Annotated in this window: 19 protein-coding genes; 14 read left to right on the forward strand and 5 right to left on the reverse strand. The window is 72.5% G+C overall.

The window, feature by feature from the left end; all coding sequences use genetic code 11:
* Positions 1 to 487 precede the first annotated feature (487 nt).
* The 5 genes from INT49_RS13515 to INT49_RS13535 all read left to right on the forward strand — a co-directional run bounded on the left by INT49_RS13515 (position 488) and on the right by INT49_RS13535 (position 10,611).
* Positions 488 to 2,749, forward strand: coding sequence for an acyltransferase family protein (locus INT49_RS13515; RefSeq protein ID WP_319021621.1), 2,262 nt, complete (start codon positions 488 to 490; stop codon positions 2,747 to 2,749).
* A gap of 85 nt (positions 2,750 to 2,834) precedes the next feature.
* Positions 2,835 to 5,015, forward strand: a complete 2,181-nt coding sequence (locus INT49_RS13520) for a DUF6541 family protein (RefSeq protein WP_193118268.1) — start codon at positions 2,835 to 2,837, stop codon at positions 5,013 to 5,015.
* A complete protein-coding gene (locus tag INT49_RS13525; protein WP_193118269.1) occupies positions 5,012 to 6,322 on the forward strand; it encodes a M18 family aminopeptidase in 1,311 nt (436 codons plus the stop codon). Before INT49_RS13520 ends, INT49_RS13525 begins: the two co-directional genes overlap by 4 nt.
* A gap of 18 nt (positions 6,323 to 6,340) precedes the next feature.
* Positions 6,341 to 8,515 (forward strand): acyltransferase family protein, encoded by a 2,175-nt coding sequence (locus INT49_RS13530; RefSeq protein ID WP_193118270.1) that lies wholly within the window; start codon positions 6,341 to 6,343, stop codon positions 8,513 to 8,515.
* Complete coding sequence (locus INT49_RS13535; protein ID WP_319021622.1) at positions 8,512 to 10,611, forward strand: acyltransferase family protein; 2,100 nt, start codon at positions 8,512 to 8,514, stop codon at positions 10,609 to 10,611. The genes INT49_RS13530 and INT49_RS13535 overlap by 4 nt, the downstream gene beginning before the upstream one ends.
* Positions 10,612 to 10,619: 8 nt before the next feature.
* Here INT49_RS13535 and INT49_RS13540 read toward each other — a convergent pair whose 3' ends face one another.
* Positions 10,620 to 10,910, reverse strand: a complete 291-nt coding sequence (locus tag INT49_RS13540; RefSeq protein ID WP_193118271.1) for a hypothetical protein — start codon at positions 10,908 to 10,910, stop codon at positions 10,620 to 10,622.
* Between the two features lie 99 nt (positions 10,911 to 11,009).
* Here INT49_RS13540 and INT49_RS21185 point away from each other — a divergent pair, with 99 nt between their 5' ends.
* Positions 11,010 to 11,582 carry a hypothetical protein gene (locus tag INT49_RS21185; protein ID WP_226850526.1) on the forward strand — a complete coding sequence of 191 codons (573 nt, stop codon included), beginning with the start codon at positions 11,010 to 11,012 and terminating at the stop codon, positions 11,580 to 11,582.
* A gap of 139 nt (positions 11,583 to 11,721) precedes the next feature.
* Here INT49_RS21185 and INT49_RS13550 read toward each other — a convergent pair whose 3' ends face one another.
* Positions 11,722 to 13,305, reverse strand: coding sequence for a glutamyl-tRNA reductase (locus INT49_RS13550; RefSeq protein WP_226850529.1), 1,584 nt, complete (start codon positions 13,303 to 13,305; stop codon positions 11,722 to 11,724).
* A 286-nt stretch (positions 13,306 to 13,591) separates the two neighbouring features.
* On the opposite strand from INT49_RS13550, the gene hemE reads away from it, so the two are divergent.
* From hemE to hemL, 8 genes are all read left to right on the forward strand, one after another.
* Positions 13,592 to 14,647 carry a uroporphyrinogen decarboxylase gene (gene hemE / locus INT49_RS13555; protein ID WP_193118287.1) on the forward strand — a complete coding sequence of 352 codons (1,056 nt, stop codon included), beginning with the start codon at positions 13,592 to 13,594 and terminating at the stop codon, positions 14,645 to 14,647.
* Positions 14,644 to 16,218 carry a protoporphyrinogen/coproporphyrinogen oxidase gene (locus INT49_RS13560; protein WP_193118272.1) on the forward strand — a complete coding sequence of 525 codons (1,575 nt, stop codon included), beginning with the start codon at positions 14,644 to 14,646 and terminating at the stop codon, positions 16,216 to 16,218. Before hemE ends, INT49_RS13560 begins: the two co-directional genes overlap by 4 nt.
* 79 nt (positions 16,219 to 16,297) lie before the next feature.
* The gene (gene hemQ, locus INT49_RS13565) at positions 16,298 to 17,053 is read left to right on the forward strand and encodes a hydrogen peroxide-dependent heme synthase (protein WP_193118273.1); all 756 of its coding nucleotides are present in this window, start codon (positions 16,298 to 16,300) and stop codon (positions 17,051 to 17,053) included.
* 37 nt (positions 17,054 to 17,090) lie between these two features.
* A complete protein-coding gene (locus tag INT49_RS13570; protein WP_193118274.1) occupies positions 17,091 to 18,335 on the forward strand; it encodes a ferrochelatase in 1,245 nt (414 codons plus the stop codon).
* On the forward strand, positions 18,332 to 19,348 hold the full coding sequence (gene hemC / locus INT49_RS13575; protein ID WP_193118275.1) for a hydroxymethylbilane synthase: 1,017 nt from the start codon (positions 18,332 to 18,334) through the stop codon (positions 19,346 to 19,348). The genes INT49_RS13570 and hemC overlap by 4 nt, the downstream gene beginning before the upstream one ends.
* Positions 19,348 to 20,187, forward strand: a complete 840-nt coding sequence (locus tag INT49_RS13580) for a uroporphyrinogen-III synthase (RefSeq protein ID WP_193118276.1) — start codon at positions 19,348 to 19,350, stop codon at positions 20,185 to 20,187. Before hemC ends, INT49_RS13580 begins: the two co-directional genes overlap by 1 nt.
* Positions 20,188 to 20,257: 70 nt before the next feature.
* Positions 20,258 to 21,265 carry a porphobilinogen synthase gene (gene hemB, locus INT49_RS13585; protein ID WP_193118277.1) on the forward strand — a complete coding sequence of 336 codons (1,008 nt, stop codon included), beginning with the start codon at positions 20,258 to 20,260 and terminating at the stop codon, positions 21,263 to 21,265.
* Between the two features lie 65 nt (positions 21,266 to 21,330).
* A complete protein-coding gene (hemL, locus tag INT49_RS13590) occupies positions 21,331 to 22,662 on the forward strand; it encodes a glutamate-1-semialdehyde 2,1-aminomutase (protein WP_193118278.1) in 1,332 nt (443 codons plus the stop codon).
* 132 nt (positions 22,663 to 22,794) lie between these two features.
* On the opposite strand, the gene INT49_RS13595 is transcribed toward hemL, so the two are convergent.
* The 3 genes from INT49_RS13595 to INT49_RS21190 all read right to left on the reverse strand — a co-directional run.
* Positions 22,795 to 23,340, reverse strand: coding sequence for a hypothetical protein (locus tag INT49_RS13595; protein ID WP_193118279.1), 546 nt, complete (start codon positions 23,338 to 23,340; stop codon positions 22,795 to 22,797).
* 133 nt (positions 23,341 to 23,473) lie between these two features.
* Positions 23,474 to 25,279 (reverse strand): HNH endonuclease, encoded by a 1,806-nt coding sequence (locus INT49_RS13600; protein ID WP_226850531.1) that lies wholly within the window; start codon positions 25,277 to 25,279, stop codon positions 23,474 to 23,476.
* A gap of 266 nt (positions 25,280 to 25,545) precedes the next feature.
* A partial coding sequence (locus tag INT49_RS21190) for a hypothetical protein (RefSeq protein ID WP_226850533.1) occupies positions 25,546 to 25,756 on the reverse strand: 211 nt, incomplete at its 5' end.

The raw sequence follows: 25,756 nt of genomic DNA on the forward strand, positions 1-25,756 counted from the left end.
CGCGCCGACCCGTTCGGCGGGGCGGCGTGCGTCACATCCCTCTAGGATCGAGAAGCCTCCTCCGCCTGGCCCGGGCCCCGCTTCCTCGGCCTCCTGAACGCAGGACGGACCGGATCACTCCCACCGGGATCCACTAGGATCCAGCGCAGCGACGCATCGTCCCGCCCGCGCGGCGATGCGGATGCTCAGGCCGACAGCAGCACGGAAGGGGATCGCGATCAGTTCGCCCCAGGATCCCCCCACCCCGCGCGCCGGGAACCGGGGCGGGCATCGTGCGCACCCGCGGAGCGACAGCCTCGAGGACTGGACCCAGGAGGCCCTCCCCGAGGCCCTGGGAACCCCTGGCCCGCACCACCGCGCTCGCCCCCACTCCCACTCCCAGTCCCGGACCCCCACCCGCTCCCGCTCGGACCGCTCTCCCGGCTCGAGCCTGGACGCATGGACCTCCGGACCGCTCCCGACGGCCACGTCGTCCCTGGACGACTGGGTGCAGGGACCCATCGAGCTCCACGTCGAGCGCGAGGCCGAGGACGCCTGGTCCACCGCGGGCTCCGTCACCGGGACCTGGCGGCCGCCGGCCGAGGAGAGCCGCTCCCGGTCCCCGCAGCGGACGGGCCCGGAGGGCGCCGCGTCCCCCGCGGGTGGCTCGATCGACGGTACGTCGGCCGACGGCGGACTCCGCAGCGGGCCCGTCTTCCGCCACGAGCTGCACGGCCTGCGCGCCGTCGCCCTCGGTCTGGTCGCGATCTATCACATCTGGCTCGGTCGGGTCTCCGGCGGCGTCGACGTCTTCCTGTTCCTCTCCGCCTTCTTCCTCACGGGGACGTTCGTGCGGCGGCTGGAGAGCGGACGCCCGCTCGGCATCCCCCGCTACTGGCTGCACACGTTCAAGCGCCTCCTGCCCCCGGCGGCGGTGACGATCCTGCTCACCCTCGTCGGCACCGCCGCGTTCCTGCCGTCCTCGCTGTGGCCCACGGTGATGCAGGAGGCGGTGGCGTCGGCCGCCTACGTGCAGAACGCACTGCTGGTGTTCCTGCAGGTGGACTATCACGCCCGTGATGCCGGCGGAGCCTCCCCGCTGCAGCACTTCTGGTCCCTCAGCGTGCAGGGGCAGGCCTTCGTGGTGTGGCCGCTGCTCTTCCTGCTGGTGGTGCGCCGCGCCCGGCGGGGGAAGAGCGTGCGCCGGCCGCTCATCGTGCTCGTGCTGCTGATCGGTGCCGCCTCGCTGACCTGGTCGGTGATCACCACCCAGACCCAGCAGCAGGTCGCCTACTTCGACACCGCCGCCCGGCTGTGGGAGTTCGCCGCCGGCTCGCTGCTCGCGCTCGCCCTGCCCGTGATCGACCGGATCACGGGGGCGTACCGCCCGGAGGACGGCCGTCCTCCCCGGCTGCGCCTCGCGCGCGCCCTGACCGGCTGGGCCGGGATCGCCGCCCTGCTCGCCTGCGGCATCGTGCTGGACGTCTCGACGATGTTCCCGGGATGGATCGCGATCGTGCCGCTCGCCGCCGCGGGCGCCGTGGTGGTCGCCGGGCACTCCGGGCACCGCTGGGGCATCGACGCACTGCTGTCCACCCGGCCGGCCGCCTTCGTCGGCGACATCTCCTACGCCCTGTACCTCGTGCACTGGCCGGTCCTCGTGCTCTGGCTCCACCACAGCGGGCAGCAGCGGGCGGGGCTGCTCGACGGCCTCGTGGTGCTCGCCGGCTCGGTGCTGCTGGCCTGGCTGGTGACCCGCGCCGTGGATGCCCCGGTGCGGCGTTCCCGCTGGCTCGAGGCCCGCCCCTGGCGCGCGCTGACCGCGATCGCTGCGAGCTTCGCACTGGTCCTGGCCGGGGCGGGCGGCTGGTGGCTGGTGCTGAACCAGCAGTCCCCGCAGGAGACCACCGCGTCGGCGCAGGACCTGCCCACCGACGAGGTCGCCACCACGGTGCCCACCGTCATCCGCCCGGCCGGCTGGCAGCTCGGCTCGCAGTGGCCGGACCTTCCGCAGCGGTGCGCCGGCCCGTGGGCCCCGTCGGTCAGCTTCCCCCACGTGACCTGCCAGCAGCTACTCCCCGGCGATACGGACGTCGACACCTCCGAGACCATCGTGGTGGTGGGCAGCTCGCATTCGCGCCAGTACATCCCCGCCCTGCTGCCCACGGCCGAGGCACGGGGCGCCCAGGTCGTGAACCTCACCATGGACGGCTGCCAGTTCCTGGCGGGTGCGGAGCGCGACGGCTACTGCGCCGGCTACGACGAGTACGTGCTCTCCTACGTCGACTCCATCGACCCCGACACGGTGCTGACCACGGTCACGCTCACGGATGCCGGATCGGCCGAGGAGACCCTGCCCGACGGCGCCGCCTCCTCGGTGCAGGCGCTGCTGGACCGCGGGATCGACGTGATCGCGGCCCGGGACACCCCGCGCTGGGAGAGCGACCAGTTCCAGTGCGCCGAGGACGTCATCGACGGCGGCGGGACCCCGGCCGAGGCCGACGAGGCCTGCGGCGCGGACGCCTCGCAGAAGCTCGCCGCGAGCAATCCGGCGAAGCCCCTCGCGGACCTCGTCCCGGCAGGTCCGGGAGACGGCGCCGCGGCCGAGGTCACCCTGCTGGACCTCTCGACGCAGATCTGTCCTGAGGGCCGCTGCTCCCCGGTGCTCGGGGACGTCTCGGTATACATGGACGACGACCATCTCACGCGCCTGTTCGTCGAGGAGACCCTCGCGCCCAGGGTGACCGAACTGCTCGCGAACTCCCGGTGAACCCGCTCGCAACCTGCACGGCTTACGATGTGCCCGTCCCGGGGGCGCTCCGACGCCCCGCCCAGCAGGAAGCAGGTTCGCCCACGTGGAAGTTCTCGGGGTGCTCGCGGCACTTCTCGCCACCCTCGCCGTGCTCGTGGTCCCGGGCCTGCCCGCCGTCCTCGCGCTGCGGCTGCGACCGCTCACCGGGGTCGCCGTGCTCGCTCCCGTCTCCCTCCTGCTGATCGCGATCTCCGCGGAGCTCGGCCACCAGCTCGGCATCCGCTGGACGGGCCTGTCCCCGCTCGTGCTCGGCCTGCTGCTCGGAGCGGGCCTGCTCCTCGTCGGCCGCCGCCGCGCAGCCGCTCCCGCCCCCTCGCCTCGCGCCCCCTCGCATCCCTCCCTCTCGCCTCCCGCACCCTCGCATCCCTCCCTCTCGCCTCCCGCACCCTCGCATCCCGCACCCTCGAGCGCGAAGGCGGCTGCGGACCCCGCCGTCGCCCCGTCCCCGGAGCTCGCCGGGGTGCGGGCGCTCCTCGCGGGCCGGCGCGGCGCCGCCCTGGCGATCCTCGGCGGCCTGGTCATCGGCTGCGGCGTGCTGCTGGCGCGCGCCCTGACGATGATGGGGAGCGTCGGCGCGCTCAGCCAGACCTACGACAACGTCTTCCACCTCAACGCGATCCGGCATATCCTGCGCGCCGGCGACGGCTCCGCGTGGGTGGTGGGCGGCATGACCGCGCTCCCCGGGGAGGCCGTCTACTACCCGGCCCTGTGGCACCAGGCCGTGAGCCTCGCGGTGCAGCTGTCCGGGCAGGAGATCATCCTGGTCTCGAACCTGATGATGCTGGTGGTCGGGGTCCTCGTGTGGCCGCTGGCCCTGGTCGCCCTGGTGCGCACCACCACGAGCAGCGGCCCGCTGGGCTGGATGGCGGCGGGCGCCCTGGCCGGGGTCTCCGGCGCGTTCCCGCTCTCCCTGATGTCGTGGGGGATCGTGCTGCCCTATCTCCTCTCGCTCGTCCTGATGCCCCTCGTGGTAATGATGGTGGTGCACCTGGCCGGCCTCGCCCCGGAGTCCGCGCAGCGCCTGAGCACGCTCCAGCTCGTGGTGCTGCTGCCGGCTGTGTGCCTCGCCGCGGCCCTCGCCCACCCGCAGGGCGTGTTCGTCGGCGTCGTGCTGGGCCTGCCGATCCTGGCCTGGGCCACGCTGGTGCGCGCCCGCGACCTGATCGCCGGGGTGCCCGGCAGCGTCCGACGCCTGCTCCCGCTCGTGGTGATGACCGTCGGCGGCGGCGCCATCGCCTGGCAGGTCTGGCAGCGGGCACGCCCCCCGCAGTCCTCCGCCGTCTGGGAGCCGAACGCCTCGTGGCGGGAGGCGATCGGTCAGGTCGGCTCGCTCTCGCCCAACGCGGCACCGACCTGGCTGCCGCTGGGCGTGGTCATGCTCGTGGGCCTGCTCGTCGTGCTCCTCCGGACCCGGTCCCGGTGGCTGGTCGCCTCCTGGCTGGCCGCCGCAGCGCTGTCCGTCGCGGCCCGCGCGACGCCCGTCGGCGACCTGCGGTACCTGCTCACCGGCGGCTGGTACAGCGACACCTTCCGCATCGCCGCGATCGTGCCCGTGGTCGCGATCCCCGTGCTCGCCGTGGGGATCGATGCGCTCGGCCGGTGGGTCGACGAGCACCTGCCGGCGCGGCGCGGCGCCATCGCCCCCGGCACCTCGCGCAGTGTCGCGGCGCTCGCCGGGCCGACGGCCGCCGCCCTCCCGGTGGCCGGTGTGCTCGGCGTGCTCGGCGTGCTCGGCGTGCTCGCCCTGGCCCAGCTCTCCCCCGCCACGCGCGCCAACCTCGACTACCTGGCCGTGGACTGGCACAGCGACGCGCTGCTCACCGCGGACGAGCACACCCTGCTCGAGCAGCTGCCCGACGTGGTCCCCGAGGATGCGGTGATCGCGACCAACGCCTGGAACGGCAGCTCGCTGGCCTACGCGATCTCCGACCGCCCGGTGCTGAACACCTATATGGGCTTCTCCGCCGAACCCGAGGTGCACCTGCTCAACGGGCGGCTCGACGAGGCGCAGACCAACCCCGAGGTGTGCGACGCCGCCGAGCAGCTGCACGTCGACTACGCCCTGGACTTCGGTGCGCAGGAGCTCCATGGCCGCAGCGCGACCTACACCGGGCTCAACGAGATCTCCGAGTCCGGAGCGGCCGAGGTGGTGCTCCAGGTGGGCGACGCGAAGCTGCTGCGCATGCTCCCCTGCCGCGGCGTCGATGGTTCAATGACGTCGTGACTACGTTCTCCGCCGCCGCCCCCTCGCCCCGTGCCCGCGCCACCGCCCTGGACCTCGGTGATTTCGTCACCGCCTCCCCCTCGAGCTTCCATGCGGTGCGCGAGACGGCGCGCCGGCTCCAGGACGCCGGCTTCACCGAGCTGACCGAGACCGCCCCGTGGGGCGCGGCGGAGGTCACCGGCGACCGCTTCGTGATCCGCGACGGCTCGCTCATCGCCTGGTCCACGCCCGACGGCGTCGACACCGGCACCCCGTGGCGCATCGTCGGCTCCCACACCGACTCGCCCGGGCTGAAGCTCAAGCCGAACCCGCGGCTGGGCGCCGAGGGGCTCGCGCAGGTGGGCGTCGAGATCTACGGCGGCCCGCTGCTGAACTCCTGGCTGGACCGCGAGCTGCGCCTGGCCGGACGTCTCGCCCTGGCCGACGGCACCACCGCGCTGGTGGCGACCGACGGCATCCTGCGGGTCCCCCAGCTCGCGGTGCACCTGGACCGCGCGGTGAACAAGGACGGCCTGCAGCTGGACCCCCAGCGCCATATGCAGCCGATCCTCGGGTTCGGCCCGCTGGACGTGCGGGAGGTGCTCGCGGCCGAGGCGGGCGTCGCGGCGAGCGACATCGTCGGCTTCGACGTGGTGACCGTCGATGCCCAGGCGCCGGCCCTGTTCGGTGCCCACGAGGAGTTCCTCGCCTCCGGACGCCTGGACAACCTCACCTCCGTCCATGCCGAGGCGCTGGCCCTGATCACGGTGGCCGGCAGCGCCCGCAGCGCGGGCTCGGACCCGATCGCGATGATGGTCGCCAACGACCATGAGGAAGTGGGCTCCGCGACCCGTTCCGGCGCCGCCGGCCCCTTCCTCGAGGACGTGCTGGTGCGGATGCACGCCGCCCTCGGCGGCGACGAGGCCTCCCGCCGCCGGCTCCTCGCCTCCTCGATGGTGCTCTCCGCCGATGCCGGCCACGCCGCCCACCCGAACTACCCCGAGCGCCACGACCCCGTCACCCGCCCCCGCCTCGGCGAGGGCCCGATGCTGAAGATCAACGCCCAGCAGCGCTATGCGACCGACGCCGTCGGGATCGCCGCCTTCGCCGCCGCGTGCGACGCGGCCCAGGTGCCGTACCAGCAGTTCGTCTCGAACAACGCCATGCCCTGCGGGTCCACCATCGGCCCGATCACGGCGACCCGTCTGGGGATGACCACGATCGACGTGGGCATCACCCTGCTGTCCATGCATTCCGCCCGGGAGATGTGCGCGAGCGCGGATCCCCTCCTGCTGCAGCAGGCCTGTGCCGCGTTCCTGCGTGGCTGAGAGGCTCCCGCTCCTCTGATGTCCCGTTCCGCCACGGCGCCTCCCCGGACGCCGCCCTCGCCGCCGCCGGCCGCACCGCCGACCTCCACACAGGCGGGACGCTTCCGCCCCGAGCTGCACGGGCTGCGCGGACTCGCCATCGGCCTGGTGGTGCTCTACCACGTGTGGTTCGACCGGGTCTCCGGCGGGGTCGACGTGTTCCTCTTCCTCTCCTCGTTCCTGCTGGTGGGGACGTTCCTGCGCCGGATCGACCGGGGCGAGCGGACCCGCCCGGCGGCGTACTGGGGGCGCACGTTCAAGCGCCTGCTGCCGCCCACGGCCGTGGTCTCCCTGGCGACGCTCGCCGGGGTGTATCTGATCCTCCCGCCGGAGCGGTGGATGCCCGCGCTCGACGACGCGATCGGCTCGCTGCTGCACGTCGAGAACTGGGTGCTGATCCAGCGGGGCGTGGACTACTACGCGGCCGCGGAGACCGGTCCCTCCGCCTTCCAGCATTTCTGGTCGCTGTCCATCCAAGGACAGGTGTTCCTGGCCTGGCCGCTGCTGATCGCGCTGGGCGTGCTCCTGGCCCGCGTACTGCGACGCTCCGTGCGCTCCGTGCTCGCGGTGCTGTTCGCGCTCGTCCTCGTGCTCTCCTTCGCCTGGTCCGTGCACTCCACGGCGACCCAGCAGGACATCGCGTACTTCGACACCTTCGCCCGGCTCTGGGAGTTCGCGGCGGGGAGCCTGCTGGGGCTGCTGCTGCCGGCCTGGGAGGAGCGGGCCGCGGAGCGGCGGCACAGTCGAGATCAGGGCCGGGATCGAGATCAGGACCGGAGTCGCGGCCGGCACCGCCGTCCGGCGTCGGCCGTCTCCCCCTGGCGGGTGCTCGCCGGCTGGGCGGGGATCCTCGGCCTCGTCTCGTGCGGCCTCCTGATCGACGTACAGGGGGCCTTCCCGGGCTGGATCGCGGCCTGGCCGCTCGCCGCGGCCGGTCTGGTCCTCGTCGTGGGCACCACCGGGCACCGGCTCGGCGTGGACCAGCTGCTGGCCACCGGCCCGGCGAAGGTGCTCGGGGACATCTCCTACGGCCTCTACCTGGTGCACTGGCCGCTGCTGACCCTCTACCTCGCCCACACCGGCAAGCAGCGCGCCGGAGTGCTCGACGGCTTCCTCCTGATCCTGGTCTCCCTCGCCGCCGCCTGGCTGCTGACGCGACTCGTGGACACCCCGATCCGGCGCTGGCCCTGGGCGTCGGCGAAGGCCTGGCGGTCCGGGGCCGTCGCGCTGACCTGCCTGGTGCTCGGACTCGCCCCCGCTCTCGCCGCCCAGCAGCACCTGATCGCGCAGCAGCGTGAGGCCGAGGCCCGCGTGGTCGCCGACAACCCCGGCGCCCGGGTGCTCGACCCGGACTTCACGGTGCACCCCGACGCGGACCCGTCGGCCGAGCCGTTGCCCACCGCGGCGCTGATGGGCTCGGACTGGGTCTCCGGTGAGGAGGAGTGCACCGGCGATCTCGCGCCCCAGGGCCAGGAGCAGGAGCAGCTCGACCCGATCTGCCGGACGGTGCCGGGACCCGAGGGCGCACCGGTCGTGGTGAGCGTGGGCAACTCCCGCCTCGAGCAGTTCAGCGCCTCCCTCATCGAGCTCGCGAAGAAGGAGGGCTGGACGCTGGTCACCCTGTGGAAGGGCGGGTGCGCCTACACGCCCGATGCGACCCTCGAGGAGCCCGACTGCAACGGGTTCAGCGCCGACGCGAAGGCCTATCTGGAACGGATCGACGCGGATGCCGTCGCGCTGAACACCACCTTCATGAACCGTGACGGCACCGAGACGATCATGCCGGGCATGGAGACGACCCTGCCGCAGCTCGCCGCGACCGGCACCCAGGTCGTGGCGATGCGCGACCTCCCCCGGATGCCGTTCGACCCGCCGGCGTGCACCGCGGAGAAGGGCGCGGACGATCCGGACTGCGCCCCGCCGCTGGCCGAGCCGCTCCAGCAGGAGCGCCCCGATGCCGAGCTGCTCGCCGCTGCCGACGGCGCCGTCGTCCCGCTCGAGGTGAACGACCTGGTATGCCCCGACGACGTCTGCACGCCGGTGATCGGCAATGTGGTCGTCTCCCTCGACGACGACCATCTCACCGGCACCTACGCCGCCTCGATGCAGGACGCGGTGGGCGCCCGGCTGCGCGACGGGGGGTTCCACTGGTGAGCGCCGCCCGGTCCCCCGTCACCGCGGGCGCTCCCCCGCCCCCGACCTACCGCCCGGAGCTGCACGGGCTGCGCGGACTCGCGATCGCGCTCGTCGTGCTCTATCACGTGTTCATGGACCGGGTCTCCGGCGGTGTCGACGTGTTCCTGTTCATCTCGGCCTTCTTCCTCACCGGCAGCTTCGTGCGCCGGATGGAGACCGGGAAGCCGATGGCCCCGGTCGCCTACTGGGCGCGCACGTTCAAGCGGCTGCTCGCTCCGGCGGCGGTGATCGTGCTGGCCACCCTCGCCGCGGTGCGGCTGTTCCTGCCGCCGAGCACCTGGATGCCCGCGATCCACGACGCGATCGCTTCGATGCTCCAGGTCGAGAACTGGCTGCTGATCCATCGCGGCACCGACTACGAGGCCGCCGCGACCACCGCGACCTCGCCGTTGCAGCATTTCTGGTCGCTGTCGATCCAGGGGCAGGTGTTCCTGCTGTGGCCGCTGCTGTTCGCGCTCTGTGCGGTGATCGCCCGGCGCTCCCGCATCGCCCCGCGCCGCGTGGTGCTGATCGTCTTCACGGTGATCGCGCTGGCCTCGTTCGTCTGGTCGGTGGTCTCCACCGCGACCCAGCAGCAGACCGCCTACTTCGACACCACGGCGCGCATCTGGGAGTTCGCGGCCGGCTCGCTGCTGGCTCTGCTCCCGGCGGCCGCACCGGCCGGCACCGCCCGGTCCGCGCCCTCCCGTCGGCTGCGGGTGGGGCTGGGCTGGGCAGGCCTGGCAGTGCTCATCGCGACCGGCGCGCTGATCGACGGCCGCTCGATGTTCCCGGGCTGGATCGCCGCGATCCCTCTGCTGGGCGCGACGCTGGTGTTCCTGTCCGGGGTGAGCGGCTCCCGCCTCGGCGCGGACCGTCTGCTGCGCTCGCGGCCCTTCTCCTTCCTCGGCGACATCAGCTACGGGCTGTACCTGATCCACTGGCCGATCCTCGCCATCACCCTGGTCGCCGCCGAGCGGGCGACCGCCGGACCGCTCCTGGGCCCGGCGATCATCGCGCTCAGCGTGGTCCTCGCCTACCTGCTCACCCGTTTCCTGGACACCCCGATACGGCGGTGGAGCTGGGCGAACAGCTCGGCGCCGCGGGCCGGCGCCGTGGTGGTGGCGGTGCTGGCGATCGGTCTGGCCCCGAGCATCGGCGCCAAGCAGCTCCTCGAGGACGCTGCGCAGGACGCCGAGCGCCGGGCGACCGCGGACAATCCCGGGGCGCGGGCCCTCATGCCGGGCTTCGAGCCCCACCCGGACGCGGATCCGGATGCGGCTCCCCTGCCGTCCGCCGCCACGCTCAGCCAGGACTGGGAGAACCTGCCCGAGGAGTGCTCCGGGGAGTTCGCCCCCGCCGAGGGGATGCTCGAGGGGTCCTGCCGCATGACCGATGCCCCCGACGGCGCGCCCGTGATCATCGCCGCGGGCAACTCCCGTCTCGCGCAGACAGCGGTCTCGCTGAGCGGCCCCGCCCAGGAGAACGGGTGGCGACTGATCATCCTGCGGGCACCGAGCTGCGTGTTCACCCCGGGCATCGACTCCTACCTGGGGGCCGAGTGCGACGCCCACAACGACGCGGCGCTGGAGTACATCGACCAGGTCGGCCCGGAAGCCGTCGCCGTCTCCACCACGATGGTGCTCCATGAGGGGCCCGAGCGGGTGGACCGGGTCACGGAGGAGACCGTCCCCGCGCTGCTGGCGGGCGGCACCGACGTGATCGCGCTGCGCGACGCCCCGCGCCTCGCCGAGAACCCCGTCGCCTGCCTCGAGGCGGGCGGCACGGTCGAGGACTGCACTCACCCCCTGGACCGGGACACGATGCCGCAGCAGCGTCCGGATGCCGCGGTGCTCGAGGAGCTGGCCGCGCGCAGCGAGGAGGGCGACGGTGGGGAGGACGGGGACGTGTTCCCCGTGGACCTGCTGCCGATCACCTGCCCGCAGGATGCGTGCCCGCCGATCATCGGGAACATCCACGTCATGTTCGACGAGGACCACCTCACGGCGACCTACATGGAATCCGCCGGCCCGGAGGTCGAGCGACAGCTCGAGGACGCCGGCTTCCGCTGGTGAGGCCCGGGTCAGGCCTCGTCGAGGGCGCGCTGGGCGAGAGTCTCGACCCTCGACACCGCGGCCCGGACCGGGCCGACCAGCTCGTGCTCGCGTCCGTACTCGCGCTGGGTGTCCTTGAGCAGCTCGTCGACCTGGACGAAGGCATCCTCGAGATGTCCCGCCTCGGCGGTGGCGACGGCCAGCTCGGTGCGCAGGGCGATCGCCTCGGGGATGACTGCGGGGGTGTGGGAGTCGTCGCTGGCGAGCAGCTCGAGCAGGCGGCGGGTGGTGTCGTGGACACGCTGCTGCGGTGTGCTCATCGGGGGCTCCTCCGAAGTGGGGACGGCGTGCAGGGGCAGGAACGATCCTACGGGGGCGATGACGCCTTCCGTCCCGGTGCGCAGTAGTCTGAGCAGGCCATGGAGATCAATCCCTACGAGTCGCGTCTGCGCATGCTGCAGCAGATCGACGGGGTGCAGATGCAGCGCGAGGCCTCTCCCGACGAGGAGACCGCCGGGTGTCCGGGCTGCCCGTACTTCTGGACCTGCCCGGTCCCGCATCGCGGCGAAGAGGTCAAGGCTCCCGTCGACATCGAGTTCGCCGATGTCGAGGACGTGCTGGGCCGGCGGGCGGCCTACGCCCCGCGCGATGAGTCCGACGTCGGCTGGACCGACGACTGGGTGGACGAGGAGGGCCTGCGGGTCGAGCAGCCCGGTTCTCCGGAGCTCCCTGTGTCCTCGGATCTGTCCGGTTCCCCGGCGGCCCCCGACCTCCCGGAACTCCCTGACACCCCAGTGCGCCGAGCGGGACTCGACGACCTGGACACGCTCTCCGAGCCGACGGACCGCGAGGACGACGAGGGCCGCGAGGACCACGAGGACGGCACGGACGACGAGGACGGCGTCGAGCACGGCGATGTGAAGAAGATTCCGGCACCCGGAGAACGCGGCCGACGACGCGCGTCGCGCTGGAGCCTGTTCAGACGGCGCTGAGCCAGATCCCGCGGAGTCCGATCGCACGGAGTCCGATCGCACGGAGCCGGATCGCACGGAGTCCGATCGCACGGAGCCGGATCGCACGGAGCCGGATCGCGCCGACCCAGGTCACGGCACTGCCATCCCGAGTTCCGACTCAGGCGTCGCGCCCGCTCCGGCTCGCCAGGGCGGCACCGAGATCCGCCGGGGCGTGGTCGACCGGGCACTGCCCCTCGCGCAGGGCGGCCCGGGCGAGGGTCGACACGGAGACGCCCTCCGACTCCGCGAGGGCGCCGCGCCCGTCCTGGCCGAGGGCATCCCCGACCGCTGTCCCGACGCCCACGCCCACGCCCGCACCGGCACCGGCACCGGCACCGGCACCGGCACCGGCGAAGGAGGCCCCGAACACGGGCGGGACGGTGCGGTCCACGCGCATCCAGCCGGCCGGCGCGGCGTCCGCCGGATCGGCCTCGACGTCGGCGGCGCCGCGCCCGGAGGAGATGTCGATCCCGAAGATCGTGTGGAACGCCTCGACGTAGTCGTCCGCGAAGCCGGTCTCGGCGAGGTGGCGGGCACGCTCGGCGGGCTGGTGCATGACCTTCGCCAGGATCCTGCGCACGCTGCGCTCGAGCACGTCGGCCGTCTCTCCGGAGACCTCGCGGCGCAGGCGGTCGACCTCGTCGTCCGCGGTGTCGGCGACCTCGCGGCGCAGGGCGGCCATCGCGGGATCGATGCGACGCACCTCCTGCTGCACACGGAACGCCTCGACGTTCTCCTCGACGATGGCGCGGGCGGTCCGCAGCGCCGGATCGTCGCTCGCATCGACGCCGACCTTGAGGTCGGCGAGCCCGAGCACGGTCACCCCCTTGAGGTGGCGCACCAGCGGGTGCAGGTCGGAGCGCAGAGCGAGGTCGAGCACGATGGTGCGGCCGGCCGCGAGGAACTGCTCGGGGAACAGCGAGGTGCCGCGCCCGGAGCAGGACAGCACCAGGTCGGCCTCCCGCAGGGCGACGTCGAGTCCCTCGGGGCTGACCACGTGGGCTCCGTGGCGTTCCGCGAAACCGGCGGCGCGGCCGGACGGCGAGTACACCCGCAGGTCGGTGACGCCGCGGCGGGTGAGCTCGGCGAGCCCGAGCCGCGCATAGGCGCCGGTGCCGACGATGAGCGCGGTGCGGCCCGCGAAGCCGCCCAGCTCGACGCCCGCGCGGTCCACGGCGACGGCCGCTCCGGAGCGGCCGGACGCACCGACGGGGGCCTGGGTGGCGACCCGCTTCGCGCAGCGGAAGCCGTGCTGGAAGAGGTCGTGGAGCATCGAGGTGGTGCGGCCCGCGAGGCGGGCGGCCTCGTAGGCCTGGCGCACCTGGCCGGCGATCTCGGCCTCGCCGAGCACGAGGGAGCGCAGCCCGGAGGTGACCTCGTAGAGGTGCTGGGGCACTGGGGTGTCCATCGCGGCGTCGAAGCACAGGGAGACCACGTCGCGCTCGAGGCCGCTGGTGCGGGCGACGGCATCGATCACGAGGTCCACGCCCTCGTGGAAGCGGTCGGTGTCGAGGTAGACCTCGAGGCGGTTGCAGGTGCTCACCACGACGTGGCCGGCGATGATCGGGGCCGCTCCGCTGGCGCCGGTGCGCTCGGCCTGGAGGTCCTCGATCACGGCGGGCAGGGTGCGTGCATCCCGGGTGAGGGCGTCGAGCACATCGAGATCGAGGTGCTCGTGGGAGGCACGGAGGGCAGCGAGCATGGCCGCCAGTGTAGGCCTGCCCGCTGGGCTGGATGGCGCTCTCGGATCCGATGTGCACAATAGGTGTGTCATGACACAGAACCCCACGTCAGAGCCATCTTTTGCCGACATCGCGTCAGATTCTTCGCGACGCGTGTCAGATAACGGGATCACCGCAGGCCCGAGCAACGGCACCACCCCTGACGCCCCCACCGCGGCGCCCTTCGAGACCCCCGCGGATCCCACCGCAGCGGGGTCCGCCCTCCCCTCCGAGCACCCCGCCCGGCGACCCGTCGCCGAGGGTGGAGTGTCCGATTCGTCCGTCCTGCGCGAGCTGCGAGGTGACCGAGCAGACACTCCCAGCGTGTGGTTCATGCGACAGGCCGGACGCTCCCTGCCCGAGTACCGCGCCCTGCGCGAGGGCACCACGATGCTCGACTCCTGCGTGCGCCCCGAGATGGCCGCCGAGATCACCGTGCAGCCCGTGCGCCGCCACCACGTCGACGCCGGCATCTTCTTCTCCGACATCGTGGTCCCCGCCCGCCAGGCCGGCCTCGGCGTCGAGATCAAGCCCGGTGTCGGGCCGGTCTTCGACCACCCGATCCGCACCGAGGCCGACGTCGATGCCCTGCCGCCGCTGGGCGATGACTACGAGGCCGCACTCGACCCGATCCGCGAGGCCGTGCGCCTCACGGTGGCCGAGCTCGGCACCACTCCGCTGATCGGTTTCGCCGGTGCACCCTTCACCGTGGCCAGCTACATGGTCGAGGGCGGCCCCAGCCGTGACCACCTGCGCACCCGCGCCCTGATGCGCTCCCAGCCAGAGGTGTGGGCGCGCCTGGCGAGCTGGGTCGCCGAGCTCTCGGGCCGTTTCCTGCGGGCCCAGGTGCTCGCCGGCGCGTCCGCCGTGCAGCTGTTCGACTCCTGGGTCGGCGCGCTGTCGGAGGACATGTACCGCTCCGGCGTGCAGTCCCACTCCGCCGCGGCCCTCGCCCGCGTGGCCGACCTCCCCGTGCCGCGCATCCACTTCGGCGTGGGCGCCGCGCACCTGCTCACCCCGATGCTCGAGGCGGGCGCGACCGCGATGGGCGTGGACCACCGGCTGCGCCTGGACCAGGCGCTCGACATCCTCCCCGAGGGCACGCCGGTGCAGGGCAACATCGACCCCGCCGTGCTGTTCACCTCCGAGGAGGCGCGCTTCGCCGAGGCCCGCGCGGTGCTCGAGGCCGGGTCCCGCGCGAGCGGCCACGTCGTGAACCTCGGCCATGGAGTCGCCCCTGACACCGATCCGCAGGTGCTCACCGATCTGGTGAGCTTCCTGCACGAGCAGGACGCCCACCAGCTGGGCACGCGCCGGGCATGAGCGAGCGCACCCTCGTCGTCGGCGGCGGACTCGCGGGACTGCTCGCGGCCCGCCGCCACCAGCGGGCAGGGCACCGGGTGGTGCTCCTGGAGGCCGCCGATCCCGTCGGCGGCGCGATCGCCGACGTCCTGGTCACGCAGGACCCGGAGGACAGCACCAGCAGAAGCACACGCACCGGCACCGGCACGGGCACGGGCACGGGCACGGATCCTGTCGCGCGGCTCGTGCTGAACGCGGGCGCCGAGGCGTACGCGACCGGTTCCGGAGCGGTGGACGCCCTGGTCGCCGAGCTGGGCCTGGCCGATCAGGTCGTCAGCCCGCGCGAGGGTCTGGGCAGCCGCGTGGTCTCCGCTGCCGGAGCGCATCGGGCGCCGGGCGGTTCGCTGCTCGGCATCCCGGGGCGTCCCCTCGCGGCCGACGTCCGGGCGGTGCTGGGCCTGCGCGGCGCCCTGCGGGCGAGCCTCGAGCGCGTCCTGCCCGCGTCCGTCGGGGCCCGCCCCGGTGCGACCGTCGCCGAGGTGGTGCGCACCCGGCTCGGTGCCGCGGTGCTCGAGCGCCTCGTGGCGCCGGTGGTCGGCGGGGTGCACTCGGCGGATCCTGCGACCCTCGAGTTCGCCGCCGCGTCCCCGCAGCTGAGCGCTGGCCTCGCCGAGCACGGCTCCCTCGTGGCCGCCGTCCGGCAGCTGCGCGGCCGCAGCACGGGGACCGCCGGGACCCGCGTCCACACCCTGGCTCCGTCGCTGGCCGCCCTGCCGGCGATTCTGCAGGAGCAGTTCCTCGCCGCCGGGGGCATCGTGCGCACGTCGGTGGAGGCCACCGCGGTGCACCATGACGCCCCTGGATGGCGGGTCCGCACCGCCTCCGGCGAGACCCTCGAGGCGGATCATCTGGTCCTCGCCTGCCCGCCCGACACGGCCCACGACCTGCTGACGGCCGGGCTCGGAGAGCAGTCGGGAGACCCGACCGGCCAGCAGCCGGAGGGCCCGACCGGCCAGCCGAGGGACACGACCGGCACCGTCGCACGGATCGCCTCGGCCATCCCGCAGACCCCGTCGGCCCCCGTGCGCCTGGTGGTCCTCGTGCTCGACGCCCCGGCCCTGGATTCTTTCCCCTCCGGCACCGGCGCCCTGGTCGCCCCCGGAACGGCGGGCGTCCGGGCCAAGGCGCTCACCCACGCGAGCGCCAAGTGGGCGCATGTGCAGCACGCCGCCCGCGAGGCCTTCCCGTCGGCCGAGAGCCCGCACGTGGTACGACTGTCCTTCGGACGTCCCGGCGAGGAGCTCCCGGATCCCGCGGGGATCGTCGACCTCGCCCTGACTGATGCCTCCCGGATCCTCGGGGTCGCGCTGCCGCGCGAGCAGCTGCTCGCCGCACGTGTGATCGACTGGGACCGTGCCATGCGGCAGCCCCGCCCCGGGCACCGCGCCGCCCTCGACGCGCTCACCGCCGTTCTGCGCGAGGAGCCGTCCCTTCAGCTCGTCGGCTCCTGGAGAGCCGGCACCGGCATCGACGCGATCGTCCGCGCCGACGCCGCGCCGGCCCCCGAACCCGACGCGACCCCGCCCGACTGACCCGACTGACGTGACTGACGTGACTGACGTGACCCACCTACGATCCAGCAACTCCCCTGCAGTGGAAGGACACCCCCTGATGAACGAGGCGAAGAACCCGTCGACGGACGCGACCAGCGGCGCGGCGAGCGATCCCGAGCAGATCGCGCAGACCACGCGCTACACGAGCTACACCGTGTTCCGCCGGATTTCCGGCCTCACCGAGGACGGCGAGGTCACCACCGAGCAGATCACCGCTGCGCTCGGCGAGGTCACGTCGCTCATCGAGACGGCCTCCGACGGCGACGTCGAGATCCTGGGCTTCTACGACGTCTCCGGCTTCCGCGCCGAGGACGACCTCATGCTGTGGCTCGCGGCCGACAAGCCCGAGTCGCTGCAGGCCGCGCTGCGCGAGTTCGAGAACTCCCTGCCCGGCACCTGGCTGAACCGCGAGTGGGCCTCCGTCGGCGTGCACCGCATGGCCGAGTTCGCCCGCGGCCACGTGCCCTCGTTCATGGTCCCCGAGTTCTCGCGGAAGCAGTGGATCACCGTGTACCCCTTCGTGCGCAGCTACGACTGGTACCTGCTGCCCGACGACGAGCGCAACCGCATGCTGCGCGAGCATGGAATGCTTGGCCGCGAGTACCCGCAGGTCAACGCCAACACCGTCGCCGCTTTCGCGCTCGGCGACTACGAGTGGCTGCTCTCCTTCGAGGCGGACGACCTCCACGACCTCGTCGACATGATGCGCCACCTGCGCTACTCCGATGCGCGCCTGCACGTGCGCGACGAGCTCCCCTTCCACACCGGCCGCCGCCTCGACTCCCTCGCGGACGTCGCCGCCCTGCTCGCCTGACTCGCCTGACACCCCACTTCTTGCGAAGGAACCTTCCGTGACTGACCCCACCACGTCGACGCTCCGCCCCCGCACCGTCGACCCTGCCTCTGCGACCCACACCCGTCGCGGAGAGTCCAAGCCCTTCGACGCGATCCTGTTCTCGTCGTTCGGCGGGCCCGACGGCCAGGAGGACGTGATCCCCTTCCTGCGCAACGTCACCCGCGGGCGCGGCATCCCGGACGAGCGCCTCGAGGAGGTCGCGGGCCACTACCGCGCCCTCGGCGGCCGCAGCCCGATCACCGAGCAGAACGAGGCGCTGATCGCCGCTCTCGAGCAGGAGCTCGCGGGCCGCGGCATCGACCTCCCGATCTACTTCGGCAACCGCAACTGGGCGCCCTACAACGCCGACGCGGTGCGCGCGCTGCATGCCGATGGCCACCGCAACGCCCTCGGCCTGGTGACCAGCGCCTACTCCTCGTACTCCTCGTGCCGCCAGTACCGGGAGGACTTCGGGATGGTCCTCGAGGAGACCGGCCTGGTCGACGAGGTGAGCATCGACAAGGTCCGCGTGTACTTCAACCATCCGGGCTTCCTCGAGCCCGTGGTCGACGGGCTCGGCCGCGCGCTGGCGAGCCTCGCCTCCGCCGGGCACGACGCCGAGCGGGTCGCGGTGCTGTTCTCCACCCACTCGGTGCCGACCTCGATGGCCGATGCGTCCGGCCCGGAGGAGACCCGCGTCGAGGGCTCCGGCGGCTGGTACGTCGAGCAGCATCTCGCGGCCTGCCGCTGGGTCATGGACCAGCTGCACGACGATTCGCCGGAGCTCCCCGACTGGCAGCTGGTCTACCAGTCCCGCTCCGGCGCCCCGCACATCCCGTGGCTCGAGCCGGATGTCAACGACGTGATCGCGCAGCTCGCCGAGGAGGATGCGGCCGACGCCGTCGTGGTCGTCCCGATCGGTTTCGTCACCGACCACGTCGAGGTCGTGTGGGACCTGGACACCGAGGCGAAGGAGACCGCCGAGGAGAAGGGGCTCGCCTTCCGACGGGTCGCGACCTCCGGTGAGGACCCCCGCTTCATCGCCGCCCTCGCGGATCTGGTCCAGGAGCGGCTGGACGCGCAGTTCCCGCGCCGCGTGGTCACCGACTTCGGGGGCACGCCGGACGTGTGCGGCGCGAACTGCTGCGTGGGCCGGATGTGCCGCCCCACCACGAGCGCCGTGGATTCGGCCGACGACGTGGCCCGCGCCCGGTCGGAGGCCGCCGCCGGAGCTGCCGCGGCAGCGGGAGCCTCCTCATGACGGCCACGCTCCCCCCTCTGACCATCGGCACCCGCGCCTCGCAGCTCGCCCTGACCCAGTCCGGCCAGGTCGGCTCGGCGATCGTGGAGGGGACCGGTCGCGAGGTGGAGCTCGTGCACGTGAGCACCCATGGCGACCGCGACCGCGTCAGCCCGCTCGCTCAGATCGGCGGCACCGGCGTGTTCGTCACCGCCGTGCGCCAGGCGCTGCTGGACGGCACCGTCGACGTGGTCGTGCACTCCTGCAAGGACCTGCCCACGCAACCGCTCGAGGAGATCACCCTGGCCTCGATCCCGGTGCGGGAGGATCCGCGCGATGCGCTGTGCGCGCGCGACGGGATGACGATGGATCAGCTGCCCGAGGGCGCCCGGGTGGGCACCGGCTCGCCGCGTCGTGCCGCGCAGCTGCTGCGCGCACGCCCTGACCTGGACGTGGTGGGGATCCGCGGGAACATCGAGACCCGTCTGGCCCGGGCGCTCGGGGACGAGGCGGATCTCGACGCCGTGGTGCTCGCCGCCGCCGGTCTGCAGCGAGTGGGCCGGGGCGCCGTGATCAGCGAGCTGCTGAGCGTGGAGATCATGCTGCCGGCGCCCGCCCAGGGCGCGCTGGCGGTGGAGGTCACCACAGCGGCCCTGCACGGTGAGACCGCGGAGACCGCAGAGACTGCGGAGACCTCGCCGGCCTGGTTCGCCGCGCGGCTGGCAGCCGTCGACGATCCCGCCACCCGCGCGGCGGTCACCGCGGAGCGGGCGCTGCTGCGCACGCTCGAGGCGGGCTGCTCCGCCCCGGTCGCCGCGTATGCGGAGATCGCGGACGGCGAGCTCGCGCTGCGCGCATTGGCGATCCGGCCCGACGGCAGCCACGTCGTCGAGGGCACCGCGCGAGTCGGCTTCGACCTCGTCGAGGACGATGCCTCGGGCACCGCCTCGATCCCCTTCCTGCTGGGCGCGGAGCTCGCCGCGGATCTGATCGAGCGCGGCGCCGGGGAGATCCTCGAGGCGGCGAAGGCCTGATGAGCGAGGGCCCAGGCCACGTCGGCCCGTCCCGTCCGGTCCTGGTCACGCGGCCTGCCGGCCGTGGGGACGGTCTGGTGACCCTGCTCGCGCAGCATGGGGTGGTCGTCGAGCACCGGCCTCTGACCCGTCTCCTCCCCGTGAGAGGGCCGGAGGTCGATCTCGCCCGCGAGCGCCTCGCAGCCGGGCAGTACTCGCACCTGGTCCTCACCTCCCGCACCGCGGTGGAGGCCTTCTGCCTCGCAGAATCTCCCTCGGCAGACTCGGCCGGATCAACCGGATCAACCGGATCAACCGGATCGCCCGGTGCGCCCGCGCTCCCCGCCTCCCTCGGCGTTCCCCCGCACACGCAGGTGGTCGCCGTGGGCGAGGGCACCGCGGCAGCGCTGGCAGCGATCGGGATCCGGGCCGACGTCGTCGCCGCCGGCTCCGGCGCTGCCCTCGTGGAGGCGATGCCGGTCGCGAGCTCGACCCCGACGTCCCGGGTGCTGTTCCCTGCCTCCGGCGCCGCCTCGCCCACCGTGCCCGAGGGGCTGCGGTCGAAGGGCTATCGCGTCGACCAGGTGACCGTGTACCGGCCCGAGCCCGTCGATCTCCCGGAGGCCTCCGCGCAGGCGCTGCGCACCGGCGGCTACAGCGCGATGGTGCTGACCAGTCCCATGATTGCGCGCCGTGCGGCGGCGATCGGGATCCACCCCTCCACCGCGATCCTCACGATCGGCGACCCGACCAGCGAGGCGGTGCGTGAGGCCGGCCTGAGGGTCACCCTCCAGGCCGAGGAGCCGACCGACGCAGCCCTCGCCGCCGTCGTCGTGCGAGCGCTCGACCTCGGCCCCTGACCGCCGCTCCTCTTCCCGGATCCCCCGCCCGCTCTTCCACCCGTCCCCTCCATCCGCAAGGAGCCACCCCATGACCCTCCCCGTCGACCGACCCCGCCGCCTGCGCTCGAGCGCCGCCATGCGCTCCCTGGTGCGGGAGAACACCCTGCGCCCGGCGGATCTCGTGCTGCCGATGTTCGTGCGCGAGGGGGCGAACGAGAACAAGCCCGTGAGCTCCATGCCCGGCGTCGTCCAGCACACGATGGATTCCCTGGTGCGCGCGTCGACCGAGGCCGCCGAGCGCGGCGTCGGCGGCGTGATGCTGTTCGGCGTGCCCGAGCACAAGGACGCCGTGGGCTCCGGGGCGACCGACCCCGACGGGATCCTCAACCGGGCTCTGGCGCGCCTGCGCTCCGAGCTGGGCGACGAGACCGTGATCATGGCCGATCTGTGCCTGGACGAGTTCACCGACCACGGGCACTGCGGCGTGCTCGACGCCGACGGCCGCGTGGACAACGACGCCACCCTGCTGCGCTACCGCGAGATGGCCCTCGCCCAGGCCGAGGCCGGCGCCCACCTGCTGGGCCCCTCGGGGATGATGGACGGCCAGATCGCGGCGATCCGTGAGGAGCTCGATGCGGCGGGGCATCTGGAGACCGCGATCTACGCCTACACCGCGAAGTACGCGTCGGCCTTCTACGGACCGTTCCGCGAGGCCGTCGACTCCTCCCTGCAGGGCGATCGGCGCACGTACCAGCAGGATCCGGCGAACGGCCGCGAGGCGCTGCGCGAGCTGGAGCTCGACCTCGCCGAAGGTGCCGATCTGGTGATGGTCAAGCCCGGGCTGCCGTATCTCGACGTGCTGCGCGAGGTCGCCCAGATCTCGCCGGTCCCCGTCGGCGCCTACCAGGTCTCCGGCGAGTACGCGATGATCGAGGCGGCCGCGGCCAACGGCTGGATCGACCGGGACCGCATGATCCTCGAGTCGCTGCTGGCGTTCCGCCGTGCCGGGGCCTCGACCGTGCTGACCTACTACGCGAGCGAGGTCGCCCAGTGGTACCGCGACGGGCTGCCCGCCCACCTGCGCGAGTTCCGCTGAGGCCAGGCACCCCGACCGGCTCACCCAGTCCACCCACCTCCCGCGACCCCTCCAGGAGACCTCCCATGACCAGTGCATCCTCCGCCGACCTCTTCACCCGCGCCCAGAAGGTGATTCCGTCCGGGGTCAACTCCCCTGTGCGCGCCTTCGGATCCGTGGGCGGCACCCCGCCGTTCCTGACCTCCGCGAAGGGCGCTCTGCTGCACGACGCCGATGGCCGCGAGTACGTGGACCTGGTGGGGTCCTGGGGGCCGATGATCCTGGGCCACGCCCACGAAGGCGTCGTCGAGGCGGTGCGCGAGGCCGCCGGCCGCGGGCTGTCCTTCGGGGCTCCGCAGCCCGGTGAGGTGACGCTCGCCGAGGAGGTCATCTCCCGCATCGCGCCGGTCGAGCAGCTGCGCCTGGTCAATTCCGGGACCGAGGCGACGATGAGCGCGCTGCGCGTGGCTCGGGCGGCGACCAGCCGCGACGTGATCGTGAAGTTCGCCGGCTGCTACCACGGCCATGTCGACGCCCTGCTCGCCGAGGCGGGCAGCGGGGTCGCGACCTTCGCGATGCCGGGGTCCGCCGGCGTGACGGCGTCGACCGCTCGGGACACCGTGGTGCTGCCCTACGGCGATCGTGAGGCGGTCACGGCGCTGTTCGCCGAGCGCGGTTCCGAGATCGCCGCGATCATCACCGAGGCGGCGCCCGCGAACATGGGCGTGGTCCCGCCGCTGGAGGCCGACGGGGTCGGCTTCAACCGCTTCCTGTCGCAGACCGCGCACGCGAACGGCGCGCTCCTGATCAGCGACGAGGTGCTCACCGGGTTCCGGGCGAGCCGTGAGGGCTACTACGGGGTCGACGGCCCCACCGGGGTCGCTGGGGCGGATGATGCCTGGGCGCCGGACCTCATGACCTTCGGCAAGGTCATCGGCGGCGGGCTGCCCGTCGGCGCCTTCGGCGGCCGGAAGGACCTCATGGGGCTGCTGGCACCGGCCGGTCCGGTGTACCAGGCGGGAACCCTGTCCGGGAACCCGCTCGCCACGGCGGCGGGTCTGGCGACCTTCGCGGGCCTGGACGAGGCGGCCTACGAGACTCTCGGGGCGGCGTCGAGCACGCTGCAGCAGCTGGTGGCCGACGCTCTCACCACGGCCGGGGTCCCCCACGTCATCCAGAGTGCCGGGACCCTGTTCTCGGTGTTCTTCCGCGAGGATCCGGTGACGGGTTATGCGGACGCGAAGGCGCAGGACACCGCGGCCTTCACCCGGTTCTTCCACGCGATGCTCGAGGCAGGGGTCTACCTGCCTCCGTCGGCCTTCGAGGCATGGTTCGTCTCCACAGCGCACACGCCGGAGGTGCTCGATCGCATCGCCGCTGCGCTGCCGGGAGCGGCGAAGGCTGCCGCCTCGGCGTGAGCTGACCGCGGCGTGAGCTGACCGCGCGCCCTCAGGTGAGGGCCCGGGGTCTGGGCACCGGGAGTCGGTGCCCAGACTCAGGGACTCAGGGACTCAGGGACTCAGGGACTCAGTGCCGCATGCCCGAGCTCATCAGGCGTTGCCCGGGGCGACGCTCCGGACGGTCGCTCGGATCACGGCGCGAACTGCGATCACGACGAGAGCGATCAGTGCGAGCAGGCTGACGAGGTGGAGGACCCCGGCCCACGGCGAATGGTCGGCTCCGCCGATCCCGAACGTGTCGGCCAGAGTCATCCCGGCGGGGAACGACGCCACGAAGTACGCCGGTGTGCCGAGCATGAGCAGCCCGAGCATCGCCACCAGCATGCCTGTGGTGGGGATCCGTCCGCGCCACCCGATGATCGTGATGAGCACGGCGATCAGGGGACCCAGCGCCAGGACGACGATCATCAGACCCCACCCCATGGTGTCGGCGGTGTTCCCCACCGCCGCGCTGATCTCTCGCAGCGAGCTGCCCGGCACCGCCGCGAGCGGGTTCAGCACCTGGATCTGAAGGGCTGCGAAGACGGCATAGGCGAGAACCAGCGCCGTGCCCCCGACCCCGATCCATCGAGAAGCCGGATTCGCCCTGGTTCTGATGCTCGGTGAGGCGGCGGCCGAGGCGTAATACGTGGTCATGACGAGATCCTGACACCAGGGGCCCCCACGGCGAGGGAGAAGTTGTGGAGGTCTCGGGGGCGTCCTGGGCATCGGTGCGCGCGGGCCTGGCTCGGGGCGGAGTTCCCGGCCCCGAGGAGACCGCTCCCGCAGATCAGACAGACTCCCGCCCTTCATCCTGGGTGGACCCTCGTCCTCTGCCCTGCGTGGGCCCTCGTCCTCGGGAACTGCGCCGAGGTACGCGACGGCGCTTGCTCACCCGGGTCCTTGTCCTGGTGTCCCCTCGGCGGCGAGATGCACGGATCTGACGCACTCGGCGATAACGGCGAGGGCCGCCGGCCGGTGCCTCCCTGTCGGACGGAGTCGACCTGTTGGATGCGGGCGACTTGGTGGACGCGGTTGACCTGTTGGTTGCGGTCGACTCATCGGGTGGAGTCGATGTGTCGGATGCTCGGGACGAGTCCTGCCCTCCCGACGCCATCGGTGGACTCACGGCCTCCTCGGACGGACCGAGCGGCTCTGGCGTGGTGGTGCGGGTGACGCCGTTGACGCTGGTCCACGTGACGCTGTGCCCCTGGGTCTCCGGAGCATCGTCCCGTTCGACGCTGCGCGTCTGCTGCTCCTTGTCGTTGCAGAAAACACAGTCACCGTCTCCGTTGTCCAGGCAGGTGTGACCGCCCTCGGAGTAGGGCTTGATGTGGTCCGTCTGGCGGATGGGGGCGTCGCAGAAGGGGCCGCGGCAGGTCACGTCGCGCCAGAGGATGAATCGTGCGAGCGCCGGAGGGAAGGCTCGGGCTGTGGACTCCATGGCGACGAGCTCACCGGTGGTGGGGTGCGTATAGAGGCGTCTGAGCTCGGCTCGAACAGCAGGCCCGTCCTCCCCCAGCGCCTCGTCCATCACGTTCTTCTTGCTGCTGAGCGCGGCGCGCAGCTCCTCACGGAGCGATTCGGAGGGCACCGGCCCGTATCCCTCGATATGGGCGATGTCGCCCTGGCTGGGAGTGAACAGAGCACGGTCGGTGATGATCACCCCGATGTCGAGGGTCATGGGGGCCATGCCCGTCTCGCGACCCAGGAGCGTGTCCACGAAGATATCCGCCTGGATGGCCTGGTGACCCCGGCGGTCCCCCTGGGCTCGCAGTTTCTCGGCGTCGAGCGAGAGGCGCTTGCGGATCAGTGCGGCGTCCAGGGAGGGGAGCCGCGCGGAGACGGTCGCCATACCGTGCTCGCCAGGCCGCACTGTGACGTGACGACGGGTGCGGGCATACTGATGCCGTCGCGCCTCCCCCTGTGGGTCCGCTGCCTCGATCTGCCGTGCGACCTCGCGCTTCCATCTCTTGGTGCCCGCACCGTCGAGGGCAGGAAGCCGCTTCGCGAGACCGCGATCCACCTGCTGGCGCTGCTCCGGGGACAGGGGCGCGACGGAGGCGGCTGCGCTGTGGACCTTCTCGAAGGTCACCTGCCCCGTCACGATGGCCTCGAACATCTCCGGCATGGACTCGACCATGCGTCGGCACGAACCCAGGGTGCGCCCGGCACCGGACGGGGAGCGGTGGGTGATCATCGAGATCTCCCGGGTCGCAGCGCGCTCGGCCCGCTTGTCGAGGATCGCCTCCGGGGCCATGGCTGTGATCTCCTGAGCGGCGTTCGCCGCCTCCTGCGCATGGGTCTCGCGACGAATCGATTCCGCCAGGCTCACAATGGCTCGAGCCTCGAGCGCCTCCAGGGCGGAGCGCTGTTCATGGAGCCGCCCGACGACAGCGGAGTAGTGCGCCGACAGCCGCTCCGGGCCGTCGAGAGCGAACATGGCGCCCGGTTCGAGAGCGAGCTCCGCGAGCAGATAGGACTGGTCTCCGAGCAGTTCCGCGAGAGCGACCGGGCCGCCGTGCCGCAGAACATCGAGCTGCCGGCGGGTGGGGTCCCCGTCGTCCGCGTCGACATCCTGCGAATCCGTGTTCATGCCTCTATTGTTCCGCCGGGCACCGACAAAAGAAAGAGCGGGTCACAGAATGTGGATAACCTCCATGCACCTTCTCGGCCCTGCGGATCGCTCCGCTGATTTCACCGCCCGACGACCCCCGACCCCCGACCCCCGACCCCTCAAAGCTCGCTGACCGCCCCCGAGCAAGGAGCCTGCACGACATGCCTCACCACGGCACACAACATCCCAGGTCAACAGCACGCACGACATCCCTTCACACCGAGACTCGCCGCACCGCACGCCACTCATCGGCCGCCTCGATACTCCCATTGTGGATAAACCACCCCTGGGGAGGAAAGGTTGGCTATTGCCTCTCCACGACACATTTTCTGATCGCCCACCAGCACGATGTGGAAAACCACCCTGTGGGGAGGAAGGATGATTTCCGTCGAACGTCCCGAGGTGGTGTCAAAGCGTGGAAGCAACATGGGGTTCGCCGGCGAGTAGTCGAGCGAA

It is taken from the genome of Brachybacterium tyrofermentans (genome assembly GCF_014897585.1).
GTDB lineage: Bacteria > Actinomycetota > Actinomycetes > Actinomycetales > Dermabacteraceae > Brachybacterium > Brachybacterium tyrofermentans.